At 68.7% G+C, this 22,608-nt stretch carries 21 protein-coding genes; 9 read left to right on the plus strand and 12 right to left on the minus strand.

Annotation, left to right across the window (positions count from 1 at the left end):
• Positions 1-74 precede the first annotated feature (74 nt).
• From ACIQCZ_RS20630 to ACIQCZ_RS20645, 4 genes are all read right to left on the minus strand, one after another.
• The gene (locus tag ACIQCZ_RS20630) at positions 75-401 is read right to left on the minus strand and encodes a hypothetical protein (RefSeq protein ID WP_402283933.1); all 327 of its coding nucleotides are present in this window, start codon (positions 399-401) and stop codon (positions 75-77) included.
• The gene (locus tag ACIQCZ_RS20635) at positions 398-1,129 is read right to left on the minus strand and encodes a GntR family transcriptional regulator (RefSeq protein WP_402284188.1); all 732 of its coding nucleotides are present in this window, start codon (positions 1,127-1,129) and stop codon (positions 398-400) included. Before ACIQCZ_RS20635 ends, ACIQCZ_RS20630 begins: the two co-directional genes overlap by 4 nt.
• An 8-nt stretch (positions 1,130-1,137) precedes the next feature.
• A complete protein-coding gene (locus ACIQCZ_RS20640) occupies positions 1,138-1,362 on the minus strand; it encodes a hypothetical protein (protein ID WP_124722763.1) in 225 nt (74 codons plus the stop codon).
• A gap of 529 nt (positions 1,363-1,891) precedes the next feature.
• Positions 1,892-2,170, minus strand: a complete 279-nt coding sequence (locus ACIQCZ_RS20645; protein WP_124722760.1) for a hypothetical protein — start codon at positions 2,168-2,170, stop codon at positions 1,892-1,894.
• A 77-nt stretch (positions 2,171-2,247) separates the two neighbouring features.
• Between ACIQCZ_RS20645 and ACIQCZ_RS20650 the strand changes: the two genes are divergently transcribed.
• Positions 2,248-3,003 carry a GntR family transcriptional regulator gene (locus ACIQCZ_RS20650; protein ID WP_402283935.1) on the plus strand — a complete coding sequence of 252 codons (756 nt, stop codon included), beginning with the start codon at positions 2,248-2,250 and terminating at the stop codon, positions 3,001-3,003.
• Between the two features lie 150 nt (positions 3,004-3,153).
• Positions 3,154-3,597: a hypothetical protein gene (locus tag ACIQCZ_RS20655; RefSeq protein WP_402283936.1), complete on the plus strand. Its 444-nt coding sequence runs from the start codon at positions 3,154-3,156 to the stop codon at positions 3,595-3,597.
• Positions 3,598-4,540: 943 nt separating this feature from the next.
• Here ACIQCZ_RS20655 and ACIQCZ_RS20660 read toward each other — a convergent pair.
• Positions 4,541-5,320 carry a calcium-binding protein gene (locus tag ACIQCZ_RS20660; protein ID WP_402283937.1) on the minus strand — a complete coding sequence of 260 codons (780 nt, stop codon included), beginning with the start codon at positions 5,318-5,320 and terminating at the stop codon, positions 4,541-4,543.
• Between the two features lie 300 nt (positions 5,321-5,620).
• On the opposite strand from ACIQCZ_RS20660, the gene ACIQCZ_RS20665 reads away from it, so the two are divergent.
• Positions 5,621-7,117, plus strand: coding sequence for an immunity 49 family protein (locus ACIQCZ_RS20665; RefSeq protein WP_402283938.1), 1,497 nt, complete (start codon positions 5,621-5,623; stop codon positions 7,115-7,117).
• Between the two features lie 371 nt (positions 7,118-7,488).
• On the opposite strand, the gene ACIQCZ_RS20670 is transcribed toward ACIQCZ_RS20665, so the two are convergent.
• The 4 genes from ACIQCZ_RS20670 to ACIQCZ_RS20685 all read right to left on the minus strand — a co-directional run bounded on the left by ACIQCZ_RS20670 (position 7,489) and on the right by ACIQCZ_RS20685 (position 11,551).
• On the minus strand, positions 7,489-8,607 hold the full coding sequence (locus ACIQCZ_RS20670) for an isocitrate lyase/phosphoenolpyruvate mutase family protein (RefSeq protein ID WP_402283939.1): 1,119 nt from the start codon (positions 8,605-8,607) through the stop codon (positions 7,489-7,491).
• Complete coding sequence (locus tag ACIQCZ_RS20675; RefSeq protein WP_402283941.1) at positions 8,604-9,287, minus strand: hypothetical protein; 684 nt, start codon at positions 9,285-9,287, stop codon at positions 8,604-8,606. Before ACIQCZ_RS20675 ends, ACIQCZ_RS20670 begins: the two co-directional genes overlap by 4 nt.
• 62 nt (positions 9,288-9,349) lie before the next feature.
• Entirely contained in the window at positions 9,350-9,631 is a 282-nt protein-coding gene (locus ACIQCZ_RS20680) for a hypothetical protein (protein WP_376285167.1), read from the minus strand.
• A gap of 102 nt (positions 9,632-9,733) precedes the next feature.
• Positions 9,734-11,551, minus strand: coding sequence for an MFS transporter (locus ACIQCZ_RS20685; protein ID WP_402283943.1), 1,818 nt, complete (start codon positions 11,549-11,551; stop codon positions 9,734-9,736).
• Between the two features lie 219 nt (positions 11,552-11,770).
• Here ACIQCZ_RS20685 and ACIQCZ_RS20690 point away from each other — a divergent pair, with 219 nt between their 5' ends.
• The gene (locus ACIQCZ_RS20690; RefSeq protein ID WP_402283944.1) at positions 11,771-12,184 is read left to right on the plus strand and encodes an acetyltransferase; all 414 of its coding nucleotides are present in this window, start codon (positions 11,771-11,773) and stop codon (positions 12,182-12,184) included.
• A gap of 85 nt (positions 12,185-12,269) precedes the next feature.
• Here ACIQCZ_RS20690 and ACIQCZ_RS20695 read toward each other — a convergent pair whose 3' ends face one another.
• A complete protein-coding gene (locus ACIQCZ_RS20695; RefSeq protein ID WP_402284190.1) occupies positions 12,270-14,759 on the minus strand; it encodes a serine hydrolase in 2,490 nt (829 codons plus the stop codon).
• A 194-nt stretch (positions 14,760-14,953) separates the two neighbouring features.
• On the opposite strand from ACIQCZ_RS20695, the gene ACIQCZ_RS20700 reads away from it, so the two are divergent.
• The 3 genes from ACIQCZ_RS20700 (at position 14,954) to ACIQCZ_RS20710 (ending at position 17,339) form a co-directional block, all read left to right on the plus strand.
• Positions 14,954-15,676 (plus strand): GPP34 family phosphoprotein, encoded by a 723-nt coding sequence (locus ACIQCZ_RS20700; protein WP_402283946.1) that lies wholly within the window; start codon positions 14,954-14,956, stop codon positions 15,674-15,676.
• 330 nt (positions 15,677-16,006) lie between these two features.
• On the plus strand, positions 16,007-16,876 hold the full coding sequence (locus tag ACIQCZ_RS20705) for a helix-turn-helix domain-containing protein (protein ID WP_402283948.1): 870 nt from the start codon (positions 16,007-16,009) through the stop codon (positions 16,874-16,876).
• Positions 16,877-17,132: 256 nt separating this feature from the next.
• Positions 17,133-17,339, plus strand: a complete 207-nt coding sequence (locus tag ACIQCZ_RS20710) for a DUF397 domain-containing protein (protein ID WP_402283950.1) — start codon at positions 17,133-17,135, stop codon at positions 17,337-17,339.
• 347 nt (positions 17,340-17,686) lie between these two features.
• Here the strand turns inward: ACIQCZ_RS20710 and ACIQCZ_RS20715 are convergent, their stop codons facing one another.
• Positions 17,687-18,526: a hypothetical protein gene (locus tag ACIQCZ_RS20715; protein WP_402283952.1), complete on the minus strand. Its 840-nt coding sequence runs from the start codon at positions 18,524-18,526 to the stop codon at positions 17,687-17,689.
• Positions 18,527-18,606: 80 nt separating this feature from the next.
• On the opposite strand from ACIQCZ_RS20715, the gene ACIQCZ_RS20720 reads away from it, so the two are divergent.
• Both ACIQCZ_RS20720 and ACIQCZ_RS20725 read left to right on the plus strand, forming a co-directional pair.
• Entirely contained in the window at positions 18,607-19,389 is a 783-nt protein-coding gene (locus ACIQCZ_RS20720; protein WP_402283953.1) for an SDR family oxidoreductase, read from the plus strand.
• A 362-nt stretch (positions 19,390-19,751) separates the two neighbouring features.
• On the plus strand, positions 19,752-21,323 hold the full coding sequence (locus tag ACIQCZ_RS20725; protein ID WP_402283954.1) for a sodium:solute symporter family protein: 1,572 nt from the start codon (positions 19,752-19,754) through the stop codon (positions 21,321-21,323).
• Between the two features lie 87 nt (positions 21,324-21,410).
• On the opposite strand, the gene ACIQCZ_RS20730 is transcribed toward ACIQCZ_RS20725, so the two are convergent.
• Complete coding sequence (locus tag ACIQCZ_RS20730) at positions 21,411-22,526, minus strand: ADP-ribosylglycohydrolase family protein (RefSeq protein WP_402283955.1); 1,116 nt, start codon at positions 22,524-22,526, stop codon at positions 21,411-21,413.
• Positions 22,527-22,608 lie beyond the last annotated feature (82 nt).

Consider the following 22,608-nt stretch of genomic DNA (forward strand, 5'->3'; position numbering starts at 1 on the left):
GGAGCCGTGTCCGCCAAATAGGAGAGGCCCCAGACTAGGGCTGGGGCCTCTCTGTTGCCTTGCATGGTCTTTCGCTACCTGAAGTGCCCGGGCAGTCCCACGTGAACGGGGTGGCCTGGGCGCGAGAGGCGGTGACCACGGCTTGTTGCTACGCGGACCACGTCTTGTAGGGCGCCGGTCAGGTCCGTTGCCAGCAGGCGAAGTTCGTCCGTGTCCGTCTCGGCGTCGGCGAGTACTTCGAGTGCGTGGTCCAAGAACTCGGCGCCCAAGCGGAGCTGTATCGCTTCGGTGTCGTCGGCCAGGCGGGACAGGTAGCCGCCAGCGTCGTCAGTGCTCAGGAAGCAGGGCTTGCCGTCGGGGCCGGGCCACGGGAGGAGTCGCAGTTCATTCGGTGCTGTCATCCTTGAGTCTGCCTCTCGTCGGTCACGCGGTGGGTAGTGAAGACGGCGTCTACGCGATCCCCCGGGAACGCCAGGAGCGTGACTTCGGTGACTCGGCCGGTGGAGTCGGTGGCGATGCGGGTGATGGAAAGGACGGCCGATGCCGGGCCAAGGCGAAGGGTCGATGCTTCGTCCGGTGTCGGGGGGCGTGCGCACACGGCCTCTCGGAGAGCAGCCGGCGGCGGAGTGAGTGCGGCGAATCTTGTGACTGCGTCTCGGCACGTGGAGCTGTCTTCGAGCACTCCGGCCGGGGCCAGGTCGCGAGGCATGTAGATGCGAGCCAGACCGCACGGAGACTCCCCTTCATGGCTGATGCAGGTGATCTCCACGATGGGGCTGCCCAGAGGCACCTTCAGCAGGGTCATAAGGTGCGCTTGGGCCTGAACGATGTTGCTGCGGACGGTGACACGCGATGCCGGCTCGGCGGCAGTCCGCGGGTCCAGGGTGCCCCAGCCACCGACATACAGGATCTTGCGGTGAGGACCGCGGACGAAGTTGCCTTTGCCATGAACTTTCTCCACGAGGCCTTCGCCCTGGAGCGCGGCGAGGGCTCTCCGCAGGGTCACCGTGCTGACCTTGTACTGGTCGGCAAGGTCGGCCTCGGACGGAAGGCGTTCGCTGGGCCGAATACGGCCGGTGGTGATCTGCTGACGAAGGTCGTCGGCAATGTCGTGGTGGCGTGAGCGCATGGAGCCGGTCACCGCCTTCTCAGCATGCGCATGGCGACGAGCCGGGTACGCGCGTGCATGGTCAGCAGCTCGCCCGACTCGAAGAGCAATTGCTTCGCTCCCTGGGGAAGCTGAATGAGGTCTCCCACCCGGCAGGCCTGGCCGCCAAGTTGAATAACATCGCCGCGCCGAACGGTGGCCGCGGTGATCTCGATGCTGGAGACCAGCACGCCGCCAGGGGCCCAAGCGCTCACCGCGTCGCCTCCAGGGGCATGGACGGGCCGGGAGACGGGTGGCACGGGCAGTCACACGCTTCGCAGATCACCGGGAGGTCGTCCGATACCAAGGCCGGGGAGGATTCCGTGCAGGAGGCGTGTGTGCCGATCCTGCAATCGGTTGAGCGATAGGAGACGGCTGAGGTATCTGAGACGTGTAGTTGTCGACGAGGTGGCATCAGTGGCCTCCCGCGAGGAACGCCCAAGCGTCCGGCGGCAGGTGAGAAGCAGTGACCATCGAGCCTGTCCGAACACGCCTTTCTGACGCCAGCACGTATGGGCGGACGAGCGCGACGTCTTCCCCCCTGAGCAAGGTTCGGTGGGGCGCCACGTCGGCAGTTGCCCAGCCCAGGAAGGGAGTCGGCACGCCAACGGATTCATGGGAGGCGAGCGGGGACGCCGGAGGGAAGGAGGGTGTTAACGCACGGCGGTGCCTGCCTCTTGAGGAGTACCGCGCCCTGGTGAGGAAGAAGGCGTGGCGGATACGGTTGAGCACGCTGTTCAGCTCCTATCGCTGATAGCTCGGTCCCCCGACATCGCCCGTCGTGGGGACCGCTTTGCGTACGACCGCCCATAAGGTGCGGCCGTTCAAGCTGGTGTCGAGGAGACCGAATCGATCGGCCTCAGCCACCGCGTCCAGGACCTCCCGCCATGACTCGGCGGAGAGCGCATCGGGCACCTCCGCTTCCACCGACGTGTGCCGGGGGTGTTCCTCCGTTCGCGCGGGCAGCCCGAGGGCGGACAGCCGGGCAGCGATGACCACCGCGCTAACTCCCGAAGCGGGCACAGGCAGCCTCCGTCACCAGCAATCACTTTCAGTGAAGCTAGTTAACTAGACTAGAGCTAGTGGACTAGATTTTCCATATGCCTGAGCAGCCGCCCTATCTCCGCATCGCCGACGAACTCCGGCGGCGGATCGTTGAGCACGTGTGGGAGCCGGGAGACCGCCTGCCTTCCCGGTCTCAGATCGGCCAGGAGTGCGGCGTGGGCGAGAACGTGGTCCGCCGGGCACAGGAACTGCTGATCTCCCAAGGCGTCCTGGAGGGTCGCGCCGGTTCTGGCACCTATGTCGCCGAGCCCCGACAGCGGGTGCGGGTGGTGCGGTCGTCGGCGCGCGAGCAGCCGACCGGGTCGCCCTTCCGGGCCGACATGAAGGCCGTGGGCAGACAAGGGGATTGGGAGAGCCGGACGGACGCCAAAGTGCCGGCCCCCGCCGACATCGCGACGCGACTCGGCATCACCGAGGGCGAATTGTGCGTGCGCACTGCGTACGAATTCCTGGCGGACGGTAGGCCGGTGCAGCTGTCGACGAGCTGGGAGCCATACGACCTCACCGCCGGCACTCTCGTCGTCCTCCCCGAAGGAGGCCCCCACGCGGGAACAGGCGTAGTGAACCGGATGGCAGCGATCGGCATCAAGGTCAGCCATGCCGTGGAGCAGCCAGAGCCGAGGCTAGCGACTGCCGAGGAGGCGTCGTTGCTCGGTGTCCAGAAGGCGGCGCTCGTCACGCACATCCAGCGGACGTATTACAGCGTCGACGGTCGGCCCGTGGAGACGGCGGACATCGTGGTGCCCGCGGCTCACTGCGAGATCGTCTACGAGATCCCCATCAATCGGTAGCGCGTACTGTCACCTGCCCAACATCGACTGGTCGCCCCTCTCCCAGTCGGATCGATTCGGTATCAGTGACTTCGCGGACTAAACCCTCTACGTGCCACACCGGTCCCGGAGGTCCGTAGAGTGTGGTCGTCATCACATGAGGGAGGGCGCATGTTTGGCTTGTCGGGGCAGAGGCTGCAACAGGGCTTCGCCAAACTGGGGAACCTCACGGGCCGCACAGCGGACGAGATCATCGCTTCGGTTGGTGCGCCAATCAGCCAGAGCATGACAGGACCGGGGCAAACCCTGCTTCAGTGGCAAAGCGGCAGCTACCACATCGGAGTCCTCTTCGAACTGGGCCAGTTCGCAGGCATCATGAGCGAAGACTCTGGGCTGTTACCTGGCGGACGGGCACTAGCTCAGGGCTTTGCGAACCTCGGCAACCTGGCCGGCCGGAGCAAAGACGAGATCGTCGCTGCGGTCGGCCCCTACTCCAGCTTCAGCGTGGCGGGGCCCGATCAGGTGCTACTGCAGTGGCAGAGCGACGTCTACCACATCGCGCTGCTCTTCGAAGGCGACGTGTGTGTCGGGATCACGCACGAGTTCGCGATCTAGCCTCTCTTCCTCGGGAATGCCCTTGATGCCGTCCTTGGGTGGTCCGGTCGGGATGACATCCAACACTGACATCAACGACGTCGGACGGCGACACACAACAGCACCCCTGGGCGGCCGCCGGACCAGCCAACTACAGCGTCACGGGCGGGCGTAGACCGAACTCCTAAAGCGGGTGTCGCAGGTTCGAATCCTGCCGGGGGCACGGCACTAAGGGCCGGTTCAGGGGACTAATCCCTCTGAACTGGCCCTTAGCCTTGATCGCGGCCGTGCCACACCACCGACAAACCTTCCGGCTGAGCAATCCGGGGTGCAGATGCCCTCGACGGATCCTCGGCCCACAAGGACGCATCTCCGTCACTTGTCCGCTCGGTAGAGCTCTATGTCCTTGTTGACGAACAGGTGCACGTATCCGCACCGCCAGCAGATCAGGCCCGTGGCGCTCTCGTCAGCCCAGGCCAACTTCAGGAACTCCATCCCAGTGCTGTTGAGCAGAACACTCCGTTCTCGGAACAGGTCACCCTGGCAGACCAGGCACTCGAGCCAGACATCCCCCAGTGCTGCACGTACCGGCTTCGCCATCGAGTGATCGCCCCCGTCCTTGCCGTGTGGAGAGAACGAGACTACGTGGCAGCGCTGGCCGCTCACAGCCCGCATCAGCGCAAGCTGTGAACGAGCCTTCGATTCCCGTGAGATTGAACAGGGCCCTCGGCTGGGCAGGGCTGCCCCTGTCCGCCTTCCTTCTTGCGATCGGCACCAGGGACTACCGCGATGGAGCGTCCCTGGGCGGGCACAGATCACCGTCATACCGGCAGGTGCGCCGTCCCGGTGAGGACGGCGCACCTGCCGGGTATCCCCGGGACTCGGCCAGGCGCGGTGCGTCGGCCGCCTGTGGTCGAACCGGGGTCCTCCCGCGTGAGATCTCAGGGAAGCTCTCGGTACGTGGCTATCGGACGTCGACGAAGTCGCCGGTCGCGTTGACCGCCGGAGTCGTCGCCGTGCCCGCGAAGCTGTAGCGGAAGTAGCCGTCGGTGGAGGCGGTGACGGTCGTCTTGAGGTTGCCCGTCGAGTTGGACTTGATCGTCTTCACCGTGCTGTAGGTGTTGCTTCCCTTCTTGCGGAACTGCAGCTTCACCGACTGGTTCGCGTAGCCGTGGTACTTGTTGGTCTCCCAGTTGGCCCGGGAGAGCTTGCCGGTGACCGTGATGGTCTTGCCCTTCTTCACCGGCTCCGGCGAGGCGTTGACCGTCAGCTTCGAGTAGCGCTGCACCTTGAACGTGGTGGCCGCGTCCCGGTGGATGTAGTCGTAGTCGTTGGCGGAGACCAGTGTGCCGAGTTTCCAGGTGGCCGCCGCACTGTTGTTGACGAAGCCGGTCGACGCCTGCGGGTCGAACGTCAGCGTGCCCGTGCAGGTCGACGTGGTGGCGCTCGCCTTGACGCAGGTGATCTCGTCGTCCCAGACCTGCGCGAAGTTCGGCTTCGGGCCGGCGGCGCTGATGTACGTGGTCTTGGCGATGCCCGAATCGTCCGACGCGGTCACGGAGACCTTGGCGGACACCACGTTGGTGGTACCGACCACGACCGGCTTGCCGCCGTTGATGACGACCTTGTCGATCGTGATGTTGCCGCTGCCGCCGTCCTCCGCCTGGGCGGCGGTGGCGCCGATCGCGGTGGCGACCAGCGCGACGCCGGTGCCGAGCAGGGTAAGCCGCATGGTTGTGCGCATGAATGTCCCCCCACGAGACTTTGATTGACCAGAGGGAGCGTACGACGTCGGCCGACCGTCCACCACGCTGTTAGGGGGCAGCTGTCGGTGAAGGCCGGCACCAGCCGGGCGGGCCGACGCCGAGACGCTCGCGGTCGAGCGCTTCCCTTCTGCCCCGGGCAACGTCGTCCGAAGCGGCCCGAGCGGTGTGGCCGGCCACGTCAAATGCCCTGCCTTAGAGTCTACTTGGGTCCTTTGGTCCGACTGGCCCGGCCGGGGCCGCGTCATCCGCTGGCACACCGCTTTCGTAGAGTCGGGGCAATGAACCCGGACCACACTCCCGACACCGACGAGCTGCTGCGCGGTACGTACGCCCGGCTGCTGCCCGCCGACTCGATCACCCCCGAGATCGCCGGGTCCCTGCGCTACGCACGCCTCGTGGCCGACGGCCTCGTCTTCGCGTATGCCCTCGACCGGCCCACCGACGTACGGATCCTCACCGACCCGGACGTGGAGCGCGTCGGCCTGGAGGAGCTGGGGCAGGCGGCGTACGGGAACCTGATGCGCGTACCCGTCACACACGAGGAGATCCCCCTCGAAGGAACGATCCTGCACTCCTTCTACGGCGACTCGCACTTCGTAGGCAGCAAAGCCCTGTTCCTGTCCGCCGCGGTCCAGCAGGTCACCGGCGAGTCGCTTCCGCACTCCGGTGCCCTCGTCGTCATGCCGAGCCGCCACAACCTGGTGTACCACCCGATCGCCGACGGCACGGTGGTCGACGCCGTCAACAGGCTCGCCGCCTACGCGCTGGGGGCCTTCGAGGACGGGCCGGGCGCGCTGTCCCCGCGGGTCTACTGGTGGTACCGCGGCGGCCTGAAGTCGCTCACGGTCATCGACGAGGACACCCGAACCTTCTCCATCCAGCCGCCGCCACGACTGCTCAGCCTGATGAAGGGCCTGGTCCGCCTCGACCGCGCCGGACGACTCGCCACCCGTACCGCCGACGAGGCAGCAGCCCCCGGCCTCGCCGAACTCGCCCGCGCCACAGCCGAGTCGATAGCAGGTCTCTCCCAGGCCCCGACCGCCGACCTGGGAAGTGCTTTCGACACCGCCGTCGCCCACGCCCATGCCCGCTGTGCCACCGACCCCAGGGCGGCGCACATCGATACGTGGAATGCCTGGGCCACCGCCGTACAGCTCGGCTCCGCCCTCTTCACCGGTGCGCAACCGCAGGACTGCCGACTGAGCGAGGACCTGGTCCGGCAGCTGCCGGCCACGCCCGCGGCTCCGCCCGCGGACGCCCGCGCCTGGCTCGACGCCCTCTACTTGGCGATCGTGTGCCGGGAGGGGGAGCGCGTCCGCAGACTGTGCCAGGTGCCGCTGGAGACGCTGCGGCAGGACGACTCCGTCGACGAGTACGTGTTGTGCTGGGTCGACACCCTGCAGACCTACTTCTCCGAACGCGACTCCATGGACGCGGTCGTGGAGAAGCTGGTCGCCACCATGAAGGCGTCCGGGCCCGACGTGAGTCACGCGCCGATGGAGTTCGTGAACGGGATCGACTACCAGCCGATCTCGCTCTTCCACCGCCTCATCGCACGGGACCACGACATCTTCGCCAAGACACTCGCCGAAGCCCTCGCGGAACACGGTTCCCACTGGGGCGGGTCGGCGGCACCGCGCGCCCGAGTGGCCCTGGGGCCATTGGCGATCGCGAGCCTCGCTTTCGACCACGGGTTCCCCATCGCTCCGGACCAGCCACACCTGCCCCTGTTCCTGCTGAACCGCGAACGGATCGAGGAGATCCCCAGCCCCTGACCCTGCCCCCGGTCCTGATCCTCATCCTCATCCTGACCCCGGCCCCAGCCCCAGTCCCGGTCCCGGTCCGGCGGCGGCCGAAAGCCGCATCGGCGCCCGCCGGGCTCGCAGCACACATGACGTGCGCGCCGCCGCAGGCTTCCGGCGGACGGGACGGGAGCCGGGGTGAGTGGTGGGGACGGAAGGCGCGTGATGCCGTGGCTTCGAGGAACCGGCAGGATCCGCCCATGCGTCGTCGCCGGAGCAGCGTTGCGCGACCACATCAAGGAGGCAGGGTATGGAACCGGACCCCTCGATAGGGGAGTTGCTGGTCACATTTCTCTTCGTGGGGATCATCGCCATTGTGACGATGTCGTTGATCGTGTTCCCCATCATCGGGGTCGGGATCTGGACTGTGGCGCGGGTGCGCCGCAGACGCAGCGGCAGCCGCCAGTGACCGGACCGGCCAGTGCCTGCACCTGCGCATACGTGGGTCCTCCCCCGGCCACCGGCCGCCCCGCCCGGATGTCCTCCGCCGCGTCCAGCGCCGCCCCGAGCGCCGTCCGGAACAGCAGCGAGCCGAGGCTCACCCGGCGCACACCGAGATCACCGAGTTGGCGGACGGTGGGACCGGAGGGCGTGTAGAGAATGTTGAGAGGGGTTTCGAGCCGCTTCACCAGGGTGGCGATCTCCGAGGGATCGGTCAGCCCTGGTACGAACACACCGTCCGCGCCCGCCTGTTCGTACGCCTGGAGTCGAGACGTCGTCGCGGCCTTCTCCCTGCCGCCCGACCAGTACGTGTCCGTACGGGCGTTGACGAAAAGGTGCGGTACGGCGGCCTTCACCGCAGCGATCTTCGCCGCGTGGAGCGCCACCGGAGCGAGGGTGCCGTCGCTGCGGCCGTCCTCCAGATTGATGCCGACCGCCCCGGCATCCGCCAGTTCACGGGCCAGTCGGGCCACCTCGTCGGGGTCGTCGCCGAACCCGGACTCGGCGTCCACGGAGAGCAGATAAGGCCCCGTCCCGAGCCGCCGGGCCAGCAGCAGCGTCTCCGCCCGGGTCGCTCCCGCACCGTCCGGCAGGCCCGCCGAGGCGGCCACTGCGAGGCTGGTCGTGGCGACGGCCGGAAAGCCCTGCGCGGCAAGGGCGGACGCCGAGGCACGGTCCCAGGCGTTGGGAATCAGGAACGGCGGACCGGACGAACGGTGCAGCGCGGCAAACGCGGCGGCGGCGGTCGCCATGGGCAGCGCGGCTCCGCCGGGCGCGTTGTCCGACGCCACGGCTTCGGTGTCCGACGCCACGGCTTCGGTGCGCGACGTCATGGCTTCGGTGTCCAGCGTCATGGCTTCGACGTCCGGCGTCATGGCTTCGACGTCCGGCGTCATGACTTCGGCGTCCGGCGTCACGGCTTCGTTGTCCGGCGTCATCGCTTCGGCGTCCGGCGTCACGGCTTCGTTGTCCGACGTCATCGCTTCGGCGTCCGGCGTCACGGCTTCGTTGTCCGGCGTCATGGCTTCGATGTCCGATCCGGGTGGGAAGCGGGTGTACCGGCCGCCGACAAGTCCCCCACGGAGTCCGCGTAGTACGCCGATCCCTCCAGATGGAAGGCGAGTTGGCGGAACGTCCACCCCTTTCCCGGCGACCGGTCGAGCTGGTCGGGTGTCAGGGCGTCCAGACGGTTCGCCCAGATCCTGGCCAGACGGACGAGCCTGCTGCGCGCCTCGTCGAGGTCGGCCTCGGTGAACGGCGCGAGGTCCGACTCGGTCGTGGTGGCCGAGGCATGCCAGTGGTCCGGCTGCGTCTCCTCACCCGCGAGCCTGGCCTCCATCTCCGCGAGATGGTCGACCATGTGGTCGGCGACACGGCGGATCGCCTTGTGCGGGGTGTAGATCCGGTCGTCGGCGGGGGTGGGGCGACCGTCCCATCCGGTCCAGGTCCCGGCGAGGCCCAGGACGTGGTCGACCATGGCCGTCAGGATCCGCGCGGGGTCGCGGTCGTCGGTCACCGGGGCTTCGTCGAGGGCATCGGGGGCATCCTGCGTGACCAGGCCGGACGCGTCGGGTGCGTGCGATGCGTCGGACGCGTGCGATGCGTCGGACGTGCGCGATGCGTCGGGCTCGTACAGCGCTTCGAGTGCGCCGGGTGCGTCGAGTACGTCAGGTGTGTCGGGTGCGTGCTTCATGTCCGTCATGCCTCGACGCTAGATCCGTAAGGCTTCGGTGCCCGCCGAACCGTTATCGGCGCTCCCCGGGTTCAGGACGACGTGACGTCCCTCGACCGAGGGCGCCGGCCCGGCGAGGCGCAGTTCGGGCACCAGTAGCCCTCCTGCTGGATGAATATCCATCCGAGCTCCCCGATGTACGGGGAGGCGACGGTCGCACTGTGCAGCACATGGCCGAACAGGTCGGCCTCGATGTCCGGCGGCGGCTCCGCGACCACCAGGTCGAACACGGCCCGTGTCCGGCAGCCCCGGCGGTCGCACGCGAGGTAGAACCGCACAGGGCCGGGCGGCTCTCCGTCCGTGGTCAGGCTCATACGTCAACTATGGCCGCGGAGGCGGTCCCGCGATGCCGATTCCGGATCATCGAGCCACCGGCCCGGGATGTCACCCTCGACCGGGCGACTCCGGGACCGGGTTCAGCGCAGTTCCTCCGGACACGGTGTGCCGGGTGACAGCTGGTAGGGCGCGGCGAGCCGGTACACGCCCGGCCGCGGCGCGAGCAGCTCCGTCCACTCGTCGCCGTCCGCGTCCTCCTCGACCTTGATCAGGCAGCCGTTGGTGTTGAGATACGTCCGGGGGCTGTTCTCGTCCTCGCGCTGCTTGGACGCCTCGGTCTCCTGGGGCCGCTCCACGCTCTTGCCCTTCTCGTCCACCAGGGCGAGCCAGCGCGAGTACGGGATGCGGATCAGGATCCGGCCGGGTTTCTTCACATGGATGGTCAGTTCACCGGCACCGGCCCGGTCCACGGTGGCCGGCGGGTCTGCCAGCGGTACCGGGCTGTCGACCTCGAAGAGCCGCCAGTTGGCGTCCGACCAGATCGGCTTCAGATACGGCAGCCCCTCGTCGACCAGCTCCGCCTCCTGCACGGCGCCGGTGGAGTCCGGGGTTCCCTTGGGCAGCACCACGTAGTGCACGGCCCAGCGGTCGAGCCACTCGCGGTATTCGGCGCTGTTCAGGGTGTCGTCGTAGAAGAGCGGATTGCGTTCCATGTCCGCCTGCCGGTTCCAGCCACGGGCCAGATTGACGTACGGCGCGAGCGCGGACGCCTCCCGGTGGCTGCTGGCGGGCACGACCTCGACCCTGCCGCGTTCCGCGCCGACCTTCTGGAGCTCATTGACCAGGGGGGCCAGCTCACGCGTCCAGGAAGCGGCGGGAGCGGTCCGGACGATGTCGTCGACGCTCTTGAGGCCGATCCAGAAGTTCATCCCGACGAACGCCAGGACCAGTGCGTACCAGCGCCGGGAGCGAGGCTTCGCGTACGGCAGCGCGGCAAGCAGCACCACACCGGCGAACAGCATCGCCAGCCGGGTGACGTTCGAGCCGATCTGTGAGTCGATCACATAGGTCAGAAGCGTCCCGACCCCGTACACCGCGGCGGCGGTGCGGACCGTCTTCCAGTCGCGCGGTACGAGGACGAAGACGAGGGCCGCGAAGAGGAACGGCAGCGACAGGGTCGCGAGCGACATCGGCTGCGTGCCGGAGAACGGGAACAGCCACGCGGAGAGCGCCACGACCACGACCGGCGCCAGGCCCAGCGCGTACGCCCCGGGGCGTCGTTTGTTCAGGAAGAGCGCGGCGGCGACCACGCCGAGAAACAGTCCGGCCACGGGGCTGCTCGCCGTCGCCAGCCCGGCGAGCGGGGCGGCGACGGCCGCCTTCGCCCACCGCTTGTACCGCCAGCGGTGCGGCCAGCAGAACACCGCGGCGACCGCCCCCACCGCGAACATCATGCCGAGCCCGAACGTCACCCGCCCGGACAGCGCGTTGCACAGGTATGCGAACACGCCGGCGAACGAGCAGGCGAGCGGGTTGCGTACGGCCCGGACCCGGACCAGGATCAGCGCCGTCAGCGCCGCCGAAACGGTCCCGGCGATCATCATCGTCGTCCGCACGCCGAGCACGGACATCAGATACGGCGACACGACGCTGTACGAGACGGGGTGCATGCCGCCGTACCAGGCGAGGTTGTACGCCGTACCGGGATGCCGGCCGACGAACTCCGCCCAGGCGTCCTGGGCCGCGAGGTCACCACCGCTGTTCGCGAAGAAGAAGAACCAGAGCAGGTGGGCGACCGCGGCGACCACGGTCGTCAGCAGGACCGGATGGCGGTGGCACCGCTGCGCGAATGCGGCCGCGGGACCGCCGCCATCCGGCGCGGACGGCCGCGCGGAGCCCTGTTCGGGGTCCACGAGGCCCGTGCTGTGCTTCGCCCGTCGCGGCTCAGCAGTGGTCACTGCGACTCTCCCCGTCCTTGCCCGGACACGTGGTCGGAACCGACGGTGTACCGCGCGGGCCTCATGTGCCGGAAGACGCGTCCCGGGATCCACGCGTTGCTTCCGGGACGCTAGCACGCACCGCATCACTGGCCGAAAGGGGTCGTACGGAACGGGTCATTCCAAAGCGGGCTGCCACAATCGCCCAAGATCTTTTATTCACACGATCAGGGAGTTCCCATGCGCAGATGGCAAGCACGCACCGCAACGCTCGCGGCCTCGGTGGGCGTGATGGCCCTCGGCACCATGGCCGCCCCCGCTCAGGCCGCCGCCGCCGATCCGGTGGGCCTCTGCGGTTCGGGATATTCGGTCATCGACTCACACAAGTTCCAGTCCGTCTCGGGCAGCGTCTATCTGCTCTACAGCGCCAGTGCCGGCAAGAACTGCGTGGTCACGATCCGCAACACGGCCGGAAAGGCCGCCTACATGGAGGCAGGGCTCCAGGTGCAGAACGGCGCGACCCAGTACGACAGCGGCTCCTTCACCGCGTACGCCGGGCCGGTGCGTCTGGCCGCGGGCGGCAAGTGTGTGAAGTGGGGAGGCATGCTCGGCAGTGACGAGTCGTGGACGAGCGGGTGGAGCCACTGCGGCTGACCGGTACGCCGCCGGAACGAACCGGGCCACGCAGCGCCTGTCGCGCTGCGTGGCCCAGGTGTGTTCCGGACGCCTGTCTGCTCGATCAGCTGATTCGCGCCACTTTCTGGCCGAAGCCAGGAGCCTTCAGATCCTGCTGGAGCGCCACCGGGGCGCTGACCTTTCCGGTTCCCGTGCCCACGGTCACCTCGCCCACCTCGGTCCCCGCCGAGGCGTCGTGCGGGATCTTCTTGCCGTTGTCCGACACGGACAGTTCGACCTTGAGGCCGGGCCAGCCCTTCGCCTTCAGGTCGCGGGTCGCGACCACCGGGGTCCGGCCACCGAGACCGTCGTCCACGTACCCGACGACGTCGCCCTTCTTCACGACCCGGGCCGAGGTGACGGCCTTCTGCGCGCCCTTGATCAGCTTGAGGCTGTTGTTCAGCGACATCACGAGGCTGTCGTACGGCTGGCCGGTGCCTGCCTGCTGCCCCATGACGGCGCCGTAGATCCAGAGCTTCTTCCCGTCCACGACGGTGTTCGCGGACCAGAGCAGGTTCCCGCCGGCCGGGGTGGACGAGCCGGTCTTGATGCCGCTGACCCCCGGCTCCAGCAGGATGGTGTTGTTGTTGTAGATCACCTGGTCGATGCCCGGGATCTTTATCTGCGGAGTGTCGACGATCTCCCGGAACACGTCGTTCTGCATGACCGCCCTGGCCAGCTTGAGCTGGTCCTCGGCGGTGGAGACGGTGGTCTTCTGCAGGCCGCTGGGGTCCGTGTACGTGGTGTTCGTCATCCCGAGGTCCTTGGCGGCGGCGTTCATCTTCGCGACGAACTCCTTCTCGGACGGCGAGTCCCAACGGGCGAAGAGCCGCGCCGCGTTGTTCCCGGAGGGGATCATCAGCAGCTGGAGCAGCTGCTTCTGGGTGAACTGCTGCCCCTTCGTGATCGGTGCCGTCGACTCGTCCTCACGCTTGGACTCGTCCTCCGCCTGCTGATCGACCGTGATCTTCTCGCCCTCCTCCTTGCCGGTGAGGGGGTGTTCCTTGAGGACCACGTACGCCGTCATGACCTTGGCGACGCTGGCGATCGGCGCGGGCTTCTGCGCGCCCGCGCTGCCCATCGAACCGACACCGTCCACGCTCACCGCCGACTGCCCCTGCGACGGCCAGGAAAGGTTCAGGCCCTCCCCCTTGAAGGCGTAGGCCGGATCCACCGACAGCCCCAGCTCGGGGTCCGGGAGCGGGCGCACCATCTGCACGATCGCAAAGATGATCAGCAGAAGCAGGACCAGCGGGGTCCAGATCTTGACCCGGCGCACGGCGGTGCGGACCGGTGTCTCGGGCGGCGGAGGCGTGTTCGTCAGCTCGGCGAGCAGGTCGAGCGGCGGCTTGGGCGGCATCGGCTGCTGCGTGGTCCGCTCGGCGGTGGAGAGCGCGGGAGCGGGAGCAGTCGCGGCGGAGGGAGCCGCCGGTGCCTCGGGCTTGCGAGGTGCGGGCGCCGGCGCCGGCCGCACCTCGTCGCCGCGCAGGGGTACGAACTTGCTGGTCCGCTCGGCGGCGGACTCGGGCTTCGACTCCGCGTCCGGCTTCGACGCGGGCCGATTGATCTTCAGCGCGGTCGTCGGCTGGTCGACCTTGGCCGCGGCGGGCGCCCTGAAGACGGCGGTCGGCTGATCGCCGCCGCGCTTGCCCTCGGAGGTGTCGTTCTTGTCCTCACGGTCAGTGTCGTCGGCGTCGTCCTTCGCCTTGGCGGTGTCCTTCGCCCCGGCGGTGTCCTTCGCCCCGGCGGTGTCCTTCGCCTCGTCCGCGCGCTTGGCGTCGTCCGCGCGCTCGGTCTTCGCCGCGTCGCCCGCGCCCTGCGCCTTGTCGGCGTCGCCCGCGTCGGCCGTGACCTCGGCGCCGTCGACTTCTTCGGCGTCTTCGGTGTCCGAGGCCTTCTCGCGTGACTCGGTGCCCCGGGCCTCGTCGGAGGCATCGTCGCCCGCCGCGGCCGCATCGGCGTCCGCGTCCGGCTCGGCCGCGCGCTCGGACGTGGCGCCCTTCGCCTCGTCGGCGTCCTTCGAGGCCTCGCCGTCCTCGTCGCCGTCCTTCGACACCCAGGCGGCGACCGCCGCGCGCAGCCGCGCGTCGCCCGCCTCGGGCTCGGCGGCAGCGGCAGGCTCGGCAGCGTCGGTGTCCTCCGCGCCCTCCGCGTCCACTGCGCTCTCGGCGGGCTCAGGGGCCTCAGACGCCTTCTCCGGGCCCTGAGCGGCCTTCACCGCCCCCTCGGCGCCCGCAGCGGCTCCGGAGCCGTCAAGGTCGCCGGAGGCCTCGTCGTCGGAGGTCTCCCGAGCGGCCGGACTCCCGTCGCGCTCCGCGTCCTCGTCGTCCCCGGACGGCCGCGTACGGAAGACGGCCGTCGCCGTGTCCGCCTTGCCACCGTCGCCGTCGCTGGACGAACCCGTACGGAAAACCGCTGTCGCCGTGTCCGTCCCGCCGCGGGCCTCCGCCTCGGCGGGCGGTTCACGGAAGACGGCAAGCCGCGGATCGCTCTCGCTGCGAGCCGTCCCCGACGACTTCTGCTGCTTCGACTTGTCGGGGGACTCGCCCGCCACCGATGCCTCCTCCATGCGGCACGGGGACATCCCCGCGCTGTCCGAACCATCTACCAGTGTCCCGTGTGAACCACCGGCCCAGCTGCTAGACGAGAACGACATACCTACTGGTTCCCATACAAAGCACCCAGGCACTCTCGACAGACCAATGTGAGAGGGGTCACCCTGTCATTCATCCACGCGGGGAGGCATGGATGGGCAGGAGCCGCAGAACAATTCCGGAGGAGCTTCTGCTGCTCGCTCTGGACCCGACCACGGGTACCACAGCGCAGCCGCAGTCGCTCGACCTCGGCCTCGCCGGAGCTCAGCTAGTGGAGCTGGCTCTGGCAGGACGGATAGCCCCTGACGGGGATCGTATCGCCGTGGTGATGCCACGGCCGACAGGAGATCCGACTCTGGACTCCGCACTGGAACTGCTGCGCCGACGCGGCAGCCCGGTCCGGGCGGTCCACTGGATTGGCGGGCCCCGGCTGGGGCTGCGTCAGATCTACCTCGCTCATCTGGAGCGATGCGGCATGGTGCATGCCGTGGCGGGCCAGATGTGCGGAGTTCTGCCGACAACTCGCTACCAGGCGACGGACACGGCGATCAGCCGGGACATCAGAGCCAGGCTGGACAGTGCGATCCGCACCGGCGTACCGCCGGACCCGCGGACCGCGGCGCTCGCCGCGCTGGCCCACGCGGTCGGACTCGGCAAGCACCTGTACCCCGGGAACGAGGGGCGTTCATCGCGCTCCAGGCTCCGGGACCTGATCAGGCACGACCCGATGGGCGGACTCGTGGCGCACGCCGTGATGGACGTTCAGAACGGGGCGGTCGCACAGCCACGCCGCAACCAGGCGGCCGCAATGCCGTTGCAACCGCAAGTACAGTCGCAGTCACGTCGCAGCACCATGGCGCACACCGCGGCCCACTAGGGCATGTCGTTCGGATCGGGCCGGAGCCAGGCATGATCCGAACGAGGGGCCCCACGGCCGCGCCCGGCGCCGCTCGCACCGCAGCACACCGCACGGCAGCGCAGGGCACCACACGGCACGGCCGTATCAACGGCACGGACGCACCAATCGAATACCGCCGCACCGTCGTCCCCAAGACCCGGTTCGGGAGCCGCACCAAGCGCGGGGCAGCCGGAATCACGGCTGCCCCGTGCGCTTGCGTGTATCCATTTCCCAGCGCGGCCGGGGGCAGGGGTGGCAATCTGCTCAGCAGTAGATACGCACAGCTACATAGCCGGAGGTGCCGTTTCCGTGCCGTCCAATGTCAATCCCACCGTCAGGCGACGCCGGTTGGGCCAGGAATTGCGTCGACTCCGCGAACTCAAAGGTATGACAGCCGAGGAGGTGGCGGAGCGGCTGCTGGTGTCGCAGTCGAAGATCAGCCGCCTGGAGAACGGCCGCCGTTCCATCAGCCAGCGCGACGTACGCGATCTCTGCGGGGTGTACGAGGTCGAGGACCACCGGATCGTCGACTCGCTCATGCAGATGGCCAAGGACTCGCGCCAGCAGGGCTGGTGGCACGCTTTCGGTGACATCCCGTACAGCGTCTACATCGGTCTGGAGACGGACGCCGAGTCGCTGCGGGTGTACGAACCCCAGGTGGTGCCGGGCCTGCTGCAGACGCGGAGTTACGCCGAGGCGCTGATCAACGGCGCCTTGCCGGAGGCCCCGCCGAGCGAGATCGACAAGCGCGTCAAGGTACGGGCCCGCCGCCAGGACCGGATCACCGACCCGGAGCATCCGCTGCGGCTGTGGGCGGTGATCGACGAGTCCGCGCTGCACCGGCTCGTCGGCGGCAGGCAGGTGATGATCGAGCAGTTGGAGCAACTGGTCGAGCTGTCGCACCTGCCGCATGTCACCGTGCAGGTCCTGCCGTTCGACATGGGCGCGCACCCCGGCATCAACGGGCAGTACGCCGTCCTGGAATTCCCGGACGCCGCGGACTCCAGCGTCGTCTATATCGAGGGCGTCACCAGCGACCTCTACCTGGAGAAATCCAATGACGTGCAGCGGTACAGCGTCATGTACGAGCACCTGCGGGCCCAGGCGCTGAACGTGGAGCAGACGCGGCACTTCATCAGTGACATCGCGAAGAAGTACGCCGGCGGCTCCGGTGCGTGAAACCCGGCGCGTCGGTGCGTAAAACCGGACAACCCAATGGTCCGGTATGCGGGAAATGAAGTGATGCAGCGGGAAGGACGGCGGCAAGGTACACCGCCGTCCACCCGCAGGGGAAGACCTCGCTTGTATATACCATCCGGTCGAGTGAACAGCCCCTTCACTCAAGAGACTTGGCGAGTAGCGTCGATCACGCCAAATGGAGCACTGACGGAAAGCTGTCGGTGTCCTTCACACGACTCTCTGAACCGGAGTGAACATGGCCATTCGTCAGGGTGCTACGGACAAGTGGACGAAGTCCTCGTATTCCGGGGGCAACGGCGCCTGCGTCGAAGTCAAGTCCCCTCTTGCCCGGGCAATCGCCGTACGCGACTCGAAGGCCCCCGAGGGTCCTTCGATCACGTTCGTCCCCGCCGCATGGAACGCCTTCGTGCGTGACGTCGGCAAGGGCGCCATCGACGCCTGACCGCCGCTTTCCATCGTTCGTATCGCAGCATCGGTTCCGGTGTCGCGTGCAGCCCTCTCGGCTGGTCCGCCGTCCTGGCCGAGGGTGCTCGATGCCTGCCCCGGGGAATTCCCGCCCCGGGGCACGCTTGTACTGGCATACGCGTCGCCGGACACCGGGGCACATCGGCGGAAACGGCAACGGCTGCCCCGGAAAGCGTCATCCCGGGAAGGGTCGGCCGAGGAATGTCCGGCGGAGCCGACAGGGAATGCCCTGCGGGGAATGCGGTGAATGCGGGGTTTACCTTGCGGGGAATGTCCTGCGGGAAATCTCCGGCCGGGAACCACCCGGCCGGAGTGAGCGGGTGTTCAGCGCAGTCGATCGACATGGAGATCGGTCCCCGGCACCGTCGGGATGAACGGTGCCACCAGCTCCACCCGCCCCAGGCCTGATTCCGCGACCATCGTGTCGAGCCCGGTGAAGTGCCCGGCCCAGCAGTCCCGCGGGTCCTCCTGAAGGAACCACAGCAGGGTCAGCCGGGTGCCGACGCCCTCGACCTGTTTCACATAGGTCATCCGGTCGCCCGGCAGCGGCGTGGGACGGAAGACGGTCACCATCGCCGCCGGGGAGCCGCTCAGCCGCTTCGGCAGATGCCGCGAGCGCAGCCACTCCAGCAACTCGGCCCGCCGCTGGGCGCCTTCTGTGTCGATCACCTGAAGGACCAGTCCGCGGTAGGGGTGGTCGAGCGCGTGGAAGTCCCGGGGCCCCGCGGCGCCGTCCCGGTAGACCGTCGCCTCGTGGTCCTGGAACGACGTGAACACATGGGTGCGGTCCTGGTAGACCCGGCCGTCCCGGTTCAGCCGCTTGTTGATTCCGACGGTCCACTTCATGTGGTCGTCGTAGCGCCCCTCCGTCACCCAGTACGTCGACAGATAGCAGCCGGCGCCGACCGGCTCGGCCACCGCGGACTTCTCCGGGTAGCGCAGTTCCCGCAGCTCCCGGGTGGCGACCCAGCGGCGTCCCGCGAACATCCAGGGCATCGCCATGGCGCCCGCGTAGTAGTGGTCGTCCTCGTACCACCGGTTGTACGCGTACTCATGACCCGGGTGCGGTTCGACCATGGTGATCAGCGCATGGCCGGGATGGACTCCGTACGGTCCCAGCGCCGCCAGTTCGGCGTAGGTGTCGCTCCGCGTCTCGTCGCTCATGCCGTTCCCCTTCCGTACTCCGCAGCGACGTCCTACTCTGACGCTCCGTCAGAAGAACTGCCAGAGCCGGGAGGCCACCGATGCTGCTCGCGGGGAAGACCGTCATCGTGTCCGGCGTGGGCGCCGGGCTCGGACACCAGGTCGCGGCGACGGTCGTGCGGGAGGGCGGCAACGCGGTGCTCGGGGCGCGCACCCCGGCGAATCTCGCCAAGTCGGCCGCGGAGGTCGATCCGGACGGACTGCGCACCGCCCATCTGGCCACCGACATCACGGACGAGGCGCAGTGCGAGGCGCTCGCCGCGCTGGCGCTGGAACGGTTCGGGCGGATCGACGCGGTGGTCCATGTCGCCGCCTGGGACAGCTACTTCGGCGGGATCGAGGACGCCGACTTCACCACCTGGCAGTCCGTCGTCGACGTCAATCTGCTCGGCACGCTGCGGATGACGCGCGCCTGCCTGCCCGGCCTCAAGGAGCGGGGCGGGGCCGTGGTCGTCATCGGCACGCAGTCCTCGGTGGCCGCCCCGTCCCAGGTGCGACAGGCGGCGTACGCGGCCTCGAAGGGTGCGCTCACTTCGGCGATGTACTCCATGGCGCGGGAGTTCGGCCCGCACCGGATCCGCGTGAACACGGTGCTGCCCGGCTGGATGTGGGGTCCGCCGGTGCAGGCGTACGTACAGTTCACCGCACACACCGAGGGCGTACCCGAGGCCGAGGTGCTCGGCAGGCTCACCGAACGCATGGCGCTTCCGGACCTCGCCACGGACGGCGATGTCGCCGAGGCCGTCGCATTCCTGGCCTCGGACCGGGCGCGGGCGATCACCGGACAGTCCCTGCTGGTCAACGCGGGCGAGCTGATGCGGTAGGGGCGGTTCGCACAACCGGCTCGCAGGGCCAGTTCTCCTCCTTCTCGGCCGCACGGGACCCGCATCCCGTGCGGTCTTTCTGTGCTCCACGGTCCTTCTGACGCTCCGCACAGCCTGACGAAGTGCCCGCTCATCGTGTGGCCGCCGTCACGTCGGCGACAACGCCCACGCGAGTCAAGAACAAGTAAAAACGTTCGCCTTGCTGATCCATGTTCACATCCCTGACCGCGAGAACCTTGACCGGGATGCCGCGCAGGCGGTTCAATCCCCGAAGTCCCCGCTCCCGCACGGGGACACCGCTGAGCGGCGCCTCACTGACGAAGTGCGCACCCGTTCACAAGGCGGACCCCGGGAGGGGACACATGAACAGTCTCGACTGGGTCGTGCTCATCGGCTACTTCGGCGTGATGATCGCGATCGGACTCTGGTCCCACAGGCGTGTGGACAATGTCGGCGACTTCTTCACGGCCGGCGGCAAGATGCCGTGGTGGCTGTCCGGCATCTCGCACCACATGTCCGGCTACAGCGCGGTGATGTTCACCGGTTACGCCGGAATCGCTTATCAGTACGGCGTCACCTCCTTCGTGACCTGGTCGCTTCCGATCGCCATCGGCATCGGCATCGGCGCCCAGCTCTTCGCGCCCCGGCTCAACCGGCTGCGTTCACGACTGCACGTCGCCTCCCCGCTCGAATACCTGAAGAACCGCTACAACATCCCGACCCAGCAGGCACTCGCCTGGTCGGGTCTGCTGCTGAAGATCGTGGACGTCGGTGCCAAGTGGGCGGCCATCGCCACCCTCCTCTCCGTCTTCACGGGGATCTCGATCACCCAGGGCATCTTCATCACCGGCTGCATCACCGCCGTCTACTGCACGGTCGGCGGTCTGTGGGCCGACGCGCTCACAGAACTGGGGCAGTTCGTCATCCAGCTCTTCGCCGGGGTCGCGATGCTCGTCACCGCCATGGCCGAGCTCGACGGTGTCAGCACCCTGTGGACCGTCTGGGACAAGCTGCCCGAGGGCCACACCGACCCGACGGCCGGCCCGTACACCGTGACCTTCCTGCTGGCGTACCTCTTCATCAAGACCTTCGAGTACAACGGCGGCATGTGGAACCAGGCCCAGCGCTACATGGCCACGGAGTCCGCCGCCGCGGCGAAGCGTTCGGCCCGGCTCTCGGCCGTGCTGTGGCTGGTCTGGCCCACCGTCCTGTTCTTCCCGATGTGGTGCGCCCCGTTGCTGGTCCACGCGCAGAAGCCGGACGCCTCCGACAGCTACGCCCTGATGACCGAGCAGTTGCTGCCGCACGGGCTGCTGGGCCTGGTCGTCGTCGGCTTCTTCTCGCACACGATGGCCATGTGCTCCTCGGACGCCAACGCGATCTCCGCGGTCTTCACCCGCGACATCGCGCCCATCCTGTCCAAGACGGCGCGCGGTTGGGGCAGCCGGGCCGGGCTGCTGGCGGCGCGGCTGTCCACGCTCGGCTTCCTCGCCCTGTCGATGGCGCTGGCCACCCAGATCAACTCACCGACGTTCAAGGACATCATCTCCGTCGTCATCAAGTGGGTCGCCGGTCTGATGGGCCCGATCGCGATCCCGTTCATGCTCGGTCTGCTGCGCGGCTTCCGCAGGTCCGGACCGACGGCGGCGCTCACCAGCTGGGCGGCGGGCCTGCTGGCGTTCTACTTCACCAACTACGACCTCGACGGTTCGGCGAAGACGGACGTCGCGCTGCAGTACCAGGTGGCGCTGCCGCTGGCGATCTCGCTGGTCCTCTACATCGTGATCGGCCTCGTCAAGCCGGAGGACACCCCGGAGCGCGACGCCGTCATCGAGAAGATCAACTCGGACGGTGACGGCGCGGGGGCCGGAGCGACGGTTCCGGCGCAGGCCGGTTCCGGGGACGCGGCGGTCACGGAGGGCGTGAAGGACTGACGCCCGCCGTCCGTACGGGAAGGCGACGGGGGCGGGGTACGGCCGCGGCGGCGTCCGCGCCCCGCCCGTCCCCCGTGGTCCGGGGTCTCAGCCGCGCGGATACCGGGTCAGCCAGCCGGGTGCGGCGGCCGACGGGCTGTGCAGGGCGGGCCCCTGGGTCATCTCCATCGCGAAGTCGTCGGCGAGTTCCAGGACGGTGGCCCGGCCCTCCAGTTCGGCAAGCCAGGCCGGCGGCAGCGCGGTCTCGCCGTGCAGCGCGCCGAGCAGCGCTCCGCACAGGGATCCGGTGGCCGCGGAGGGCCCCCCGTGGTTCACGGCCAGCCGCAGCCCGTGCCGCACGTCCTCGCCCACCAACGCGCAGTACAGGGCGACGGAGAGGACCTCCTCGGCGGCGTCCGTGGCACCCAGCGACTCGATCAGGGCCGGTCCCGGAATGCCCTGCCGTACGGTGCCGAGGGCCCGCTTCAGCGCCTCGGTGACCGGTTCGTGCCCCGGGCGCTCGGCGAGCAGGGCCAGCGCGTGCTGGACGGAACCGTCCAGGGTCTCGCCCCGGGCCAGCCCGTGCACCATCACGGCGAGGGCGCCCGCGGAGAGCAGCGCGGTGGGGTGGCCGTGGGTCTGCGCGGCGCACTCGACGGCCAGTTGGAGGACGAGCTGGGGCTCCCAGCCGACGAGCAGACCGAATGGAGCGGACCGGGTGAGGGCGGCCGCGTCCCGCGCGGCAGGGTTCTTGGGCTGGTCGAGGGTGCCCATGGTGGTGTCGCCGAGACCGGTCAGGCACTCGCGGGTGGGGGCGCGGCGGGCGTAGAGCCACTCCTGCAGGGCGAGCCAGCCGTTGTCCTTGCGCCGCTCGTCGGGCCCCCAGTCGCGCTGTGTGGCCGCCCACCGCAGATGGGCCCGGTGCACATCGGTGGGCGGATGCCAGGCGCCGGTGTCGCGGCGGACCTGGGCGCGGATCAGCCCGTCCACGGTGAACAGGGTGAGCTGCGTGACGGCGGTCACGACGCCGCGCCCACCGTGCGCGGGTACGAAGTCGGTGACCCCGTCGACGCCGTGGGCCGCCCGGATCTCTTCGAGCGTGAGCCCGTCGACACCCGCTCCGAGCGCGTCGCCGATGGCCCCGCCGAGCAGAGCCCCACGTACCCGGCTGCGGAAGTCCTGCTGCTCGGCACGGCCCCAGACCGTTGTGGTCCCTGTGCTCACCGTGCCCCTCCCCCGTCCGCGCAGGCCGTCGGCGTAAGCCATCACGCAAGCCGTCCGCGTAGAACCGCGCAGCCTTGACGCG

The sequence above is a fragment of the Streptomyces sp. NPDC093149 genome, assembly GCF_044754145.1.
Classification (GTDB): domain Bacteria; phylum Actinomycetota; class Actinomycetes; order Streptomycetales; family Streptomycetaceae; genus Streptomyces.